The 4468-nt window shown below is 66.3% G+C and carries 5 protein-coding genes; all 5 read left to right on the top strand.

Annotated features, from left to right (window positions below):
* Positions 1–633 precede the first annotated feature (633 nt).
* The 5 genes from AUL33_RS21315 (at position 634) to AUL33_RS21295 (ending at position 4346) form a co-directional block, all read left to right on the top strand.
* The gene (locus tag AUL33_RS21315) at positions 634–1428 is read left to right on the top strand and encodes a GntR family transcriptional regulator (protein WP_062213336.1); all 795 of its coding nucleotides are present in this window, start codon (positions 634–636) and stop codon (positions 1426–1428) included.
* Positions 1425–2219 carry a transporter substrate-binding domain-containing protein gene (locus AUL33_RS21310; RefSeq protein ID WP_062213332.1) on the top strand — a complete coding sequence of 265 codons (795 nt, stop codon included), beginning with the start codon at positions 1425–1427 and terminating at the stop codon, positions 2217–2219. Before AUL33_RS21315 ends, AUL33_RS21310 begins: the two co-directional genes overlap by 4 nt.
* A gap of 96 nt (positions 2220–2315) precedes the next feature.
* Entirely contained in the window at positions 2316–2987 is a 672-nt protein-coding gene (locus AUL33_RS21305) for an amino acid ABC transporter permease (RefSeq protein ID WP_062213329.1), read from the top strand.
* Entirely contained in the window at positions 2984–3643 is a 660-nt protein-coding gene (locus AUL33_RS21300) for an amino acid ABC transporter permease (protein ID WP_062213327.1), read from the top strand. The genes AUL33_RS21305 and AUL33_RS21300 overlap by 4 nt, the downstream gene beginning before the upstream one ends.
* Entirely contained in the window at positions 3621–4346 is a 726-nt protein-coding gene (locus AUL33_RS21295; RefSeq protein ID WP_062213324.1) for an amino acid ABC transporter ATP-binding protein, read from the top strand. The genes AUL33_RS21300 and AUL33_RS21295 overlap by 23 nt, the downstream gene beginning before the upstream one ends.
* Positions 4347–4468: the final 122 nt, after the last annotated feature.

Below are 4468 nucleotides of genomic sequence, written 5' to 3'. Positions count from 1 at the left end.
GGGCGCTAAGCTATAAGGCCTGAGCCAAGCTCGCAGGACTCTGTTGTTAAAATTTTTCGGTTGCCGGGACGTTAAAAATCCGTCCACGCTGAGACCTGTCCGCATCCCATTTAACTAGTTGTCGTAAATTCAGCCGATCCCTGACGCCAAGTTTCGGACGTGATTGGTGGTCGATAATTGAAGGAGTAGACGAATTTCTACACGCCAAATACTTTGCAACAGAGCCCGCCGAAGTCGTGCTGTTCGAGCCTGACGGCAAGCGTCTGCGATGACGCCGATACCGATATCGGCCTGCGGGCCCGCACCGGGTTCGACGTCCGGAACGGCCGTGCTGCGCCCTCCCCGATCCAAGCGGCGATCGACGGCTTCGACGAAAACGCCGAACCGGAAGCCTGCATTGCCGACAGACGATGGCCCCTCGACGGAAGCGTCGAACCTTGGACGGTGATCCCGATCGTTGCATCGGGTTTCACCTGCCGCTTCCGATTTACGTCGTAAGTCTGATTATATGCTTATAAAACTGACCAAATATGCTGCAACTGCCCCTGTAACGGTCGGGCTCGCTTCGATCCCTTCTTTGAATCGGTCGTTTCCGGCGAGAGTTTTTGGCACGGCGCTTGCCTGAACGTTTGTATGCAAATCTGGTCCACCACATTGCAGCCCAACCGACCGATCGAGGACACCATCCTGGCCTCGATCTTCGCGCATCGCGTCGGGCCCGGCTCACGGCTCGGTGAGGCCGAGCTCGCCGCGCTGTTCGGCGTGTCGCGCACGCTCGTGCGCGAAGCGATGATGCGCCTGCAGGCACGCCTCATCGTCGAGGTCCGGCCGCGGCGGGGGTGGTTCGTGCGGGAACCCTCGGCGGACGAAGCCCGTCAAGTCTTTCAGGCGCGGCGCGTCGTGGAAGCCGGCCTGATGCGGGCGATCGGTCCCGCGCCTGCCCCCGAACGCCTCGCCGCGATCGTCGAACATCTGGAGCAGGAGCGGGCGGCGCTCGCCGCCGGCGATGGGCCGACCCTCATCTGCCTTATGGGCGACTTCCACATCCGCCTCGCCGCGCACTTCGGCAATCCCGTCCTCGCCGATATCCTGCGCGATCTCACGGCGCGGACCATCCTCATCTCGATGCTCTACCAATCCGAGGAGCACGCCGAAGAGTCGCATCGCGGCCACTGCCTGATCTTCGAGGCCGTGCGGGCCGGAGACCGGGAGGAAGCCGCCTCGCTCGCCGTGCGCCATCTCGACGAGGTCGAGGCCGGGTTGCGGCTCGACCTGACGCGCGATCCGCTCTGCGACCTGCGCCGTTCGCTCGACCTGCCGCTCGCGGCACCCGGGTCCTCGCCGGCCACCACCCCCTCCACCCGCGCCGTCCGCCGCCGCGCGGCGGTTCGCAACCCCACCATTCCCAACCGAGAGAACCAGAGATGATCGACCGCCGCCACGTCATGACCGCCATCGCCGCCCTCGGCCTCGCCGCCGGCCTCGTCGGCGCCGGGCCCGCGCGGGCCGACGCCCTCGCCGACATCACGGCGCGCGGCACGCTGCGCGTCGCCGTTCCCCAGGACTTCCCGCCCTTCGGCTCGGTCGGCGTCGATATGGCCCCGCAGGGCTACGACATCGACATGGCGACGCTGATCGCCAAGACGCTCGGCGTGACGGTCGAACTGACGCCCGTCACCTCCGCCAACCGCGTGCCCTTCCTCCAGACGGGCAAGGTCGATCTCGTGATCTCCTCACTTGGCAAGAACCCGGACCGCGAGAAGGTGATCGACTTCACCACGGCCTATGCGCCGTTCTACAATGGCGTGTTCGGCCCCGCCGACGTCGCCGCCGCCGATGCCGCGGCGCTCTCGGGCAAGACGATCGGCGTCACGCGCGGCGCGGTCGAGGATCTGGAGCTGACCAAGATTGCGCCCTCCGACGCCACGATCAAGCGCTACGAGGACAACAACGGCACGATCTCGTCCTTCCTCTCGGGTCAGGTCGAACTCGTCGCCACCGGCAACGTGGTGGCCGCCGCGATCATCGAGCGCAATCCACCCAAGCGTCCCGAGATGAAGTTCCTCATCAAGAACTCGCCCTGCTACATCGGCCTGTCGAAGGGCGAAGAGGCGCTGAAGGCCAAGGTCGACGAGATCATCGCCGCCGCCAAGGCCGACGGATCGCTGAACGCCATCTCGCAGAAGTGGCTGAAGATGGATCTCCCCGGCGACCTCTGATCGGCCGATCTCCGGCGCCGAGCGCGCCGGAGACCCCGTTCCGCCCGGTTCCAGCCCGGCGGACGCCCTACCACCCTCTTTTGCGGGTCGCGCTCCATGCCCTATCAGTTCGACTTCAGCTGGCTCGCCGGATACTGGCCGGTGCTCCTCCATGGCGTGAGGATCACGGTGCAGCTCATCCTCGTCGGAGGCGCGGCGGGACTGGCGCTCGGTCTCGCCTGCGCCTGGATGCGCTCGCTCGGACCGAAGCCGCTGCGCGTCGTCGTCGCCGCCTATGTCGAGCTGATCCGCAACACGCCGTTCCTGATCCAGCTCTTCTTCATCTTCTTCGGGCTGCCCGCCGCGGGCGTCCAGATGGGCGAGACGACGGCCGCCTACATCGCCATGACGATTAATCTCGGCGCCTATGGCTGCGAGATCATGCGCGCCGGCATACAGGCGACGCCGAAGGGCCAGTTCGAGGCCGGCAGCAGTCTCGCGATGACGCCCTTCGAGACCTTCCGGCACGTCGTGCTCGTGCCCTCGCTGCAGCGCATCTGGCCGGCGCTTTCCTCCCAGGTCGTCATCGTCATGCTCGGCTCGGCCGTGGTCTCGCAGATCGCCGTGGAGGACCTCACCTTCGCCGCCAACTTCATCCAGTCGCGAAACTTCCGCGCCTTCGAGACCTACGCGGTCTCGACGCTGACCTATCTCGCGCTCGCCATCCTCGCGCGGCAGGCGATGGGCTTGATCGGGCGACGGATCTTTCCCCGGAGGCTGGCCGCATGACCGACTTCTCGACCTGGGACATCCTGCGCAACCTGCTCCTCGCGGCGCGCTGGACGGTGGTCCTCTCGCTCGTCTCCTTTCTCGGCGGCGCCGCTGTCGGGCTCGCGATCCTCTTTATGCGCATCTCGAAATCGAAGGGCCTTCGCGGTCTGGCAACGGGCTATGTCGAGCTCTTCCAGGGCACGCCGCTCCTGATGCAGCTCTTCCTTGCCTTCTTCGGCCTCGGCCTCTTCGGCGTCGACGTTCCCGCTTGGCTGGCCGCGGGCGCCGCCCTCATCCTCTGGTCCGCCTCCTTTCTCGCCGAGATCTGGCGGGGATGCGTGGACGCCGTCGCCAAGGGGCAGTGGGAAGCCTCCGCCAGCTTGGGCATGGGCCGGCTGCAGCAGATGCGATGGGTGATCCTGCCCCAGGCGCTGCGCGTCGCGGTGCCGCCGACGGTCGGATTCTCCGTGCAGATCGTGAAGGGCACGGCGCTGACCTCGATCATCGGCTTCACCGAGCTGTCGAAGGCCGGCACGATCGTCACCAACGCCACCTTCCAGCCCTTCACAGTCTACGGCCTCGTCGCGCTCGTCTATTTCGCGCTTTGCTGGCCGCTGTCGAAGTCCTCACAGATCCTCGAAAGGAAACTCAATGTCGCTCATCGCGGTCACTGAGGTCAGGAAGAGCTTCGGCACCAACGAGGTGCTCAAGGGGATCAATCTCGACGTGGAGCCGGGCGAGGTCGTCGCGATCATCGGCAAGAGCGGGTCGGGCAAGTCGACACTCCTGCGCTGCATCAACGGGCTGGAGATGATCGACGACGGCTCGATCGGGGTGGCGGGGGCCCAACTCCTGCCCGACGAGACGCATCTGAAGGCGCTGCGGCTGAAGGTCGGCATGATCTTCCAGCAGTTCAACCTGTTCCCCCATCTGACCGCCGGGGGGAACGTTATGCTGAGCCAGATGGTGGTGAAGAAGGTCGGGAAGCCCGCGGCCGAGGCCATGGCGCGCCGGCAGCTGGAACGCGTCGGGCTCGCGCACAAGTTCGACGCCTATCCCGACCAGCTGTCCGGCGGCCAGCAGCAGCGCGTCGCCATCGCCCGGGCGCTCGCCATGGAGCCGATCGCGCTTCTCTGCGACGAGATCACCTCCGCGCTCGACCCCGAGCTCGTCGCCGAGGTGCTGACCGTCGTGCGCGAGCTCGCGGCGGAGGGCATGACGCTGATGATGGTGACGCACGAGATGGCGTTCGCGCGGGACGTCTGCTCGCGCGTCGTCTTCATGCACGAGGGCCGCGTCCACGAGATCGGACCTCCCGCCGAGATCTTCGCGGACCCGAAGACGCCGGAGCTTCGCCGCTTCCTTGGCGTCGGGTAGGCGCCTTCGCCGCGGCGCGTTGGCGCCCGGTCCGCGACGATCTGCCAGCGATCCCGGTCGTCGCGCGGATGGCGGGGCACGATGGGGATTCGCCTAGGCTCAGGCCTTATAGCTTAGCGCCA

Source organism: Aureimonas sp. AU12 (assembly GCF_001463705.1).
Classification (GTDB): Bacteria; Pseudomonadota; Alphaproteobacteria; order Rhizobiales; family Rhizobiaceae; genus Aureimonas.
The sequence above is the reverse complement of the archived record's forward strand: the minus strand, read 5'-3'. Positions and strand labels throughout refer to the sequence as shown.

Bases quoted from the DNA above. Each gene is read 5' to 3' on its own strand.
- AUL33_RS21315 (WP_062213336.1), top strand. From the start codon at position 634: ATGCAAATCTGGTCCACCACATTGCAGCCCAACCGACCGATCGAGGAC.
- AUL33_RS21310 (WP_062213332.1), top strand. From the start codon at position 1,425: ATGATCGACCGCCGCCACGTCATGACCGCCATCGCCGCCCTCGGCCTC.
- AUL33_RS21305 (WP_062213329.1), top strand. From the start codon at position 2,316: ATGCCCTATCAGTTCGACTTCAGCTGGCTCGCCGGATACTGGCCGGTG.
- AUL33_RS21300 (WP_062213327.1), top strand. From the start codon at position 2,984: ATGACCGACTTCTCGACCTGGGACATCCTGCGCAACCTGCTCCTCGCG.
- AUL33_RS21295 (WP_062213324.1), top strand. From the start codon at position 3,621: ATGTCGCTCATCGCGGTCACTGAGGTCAGGAAGAGCTTCGGCACCAAC.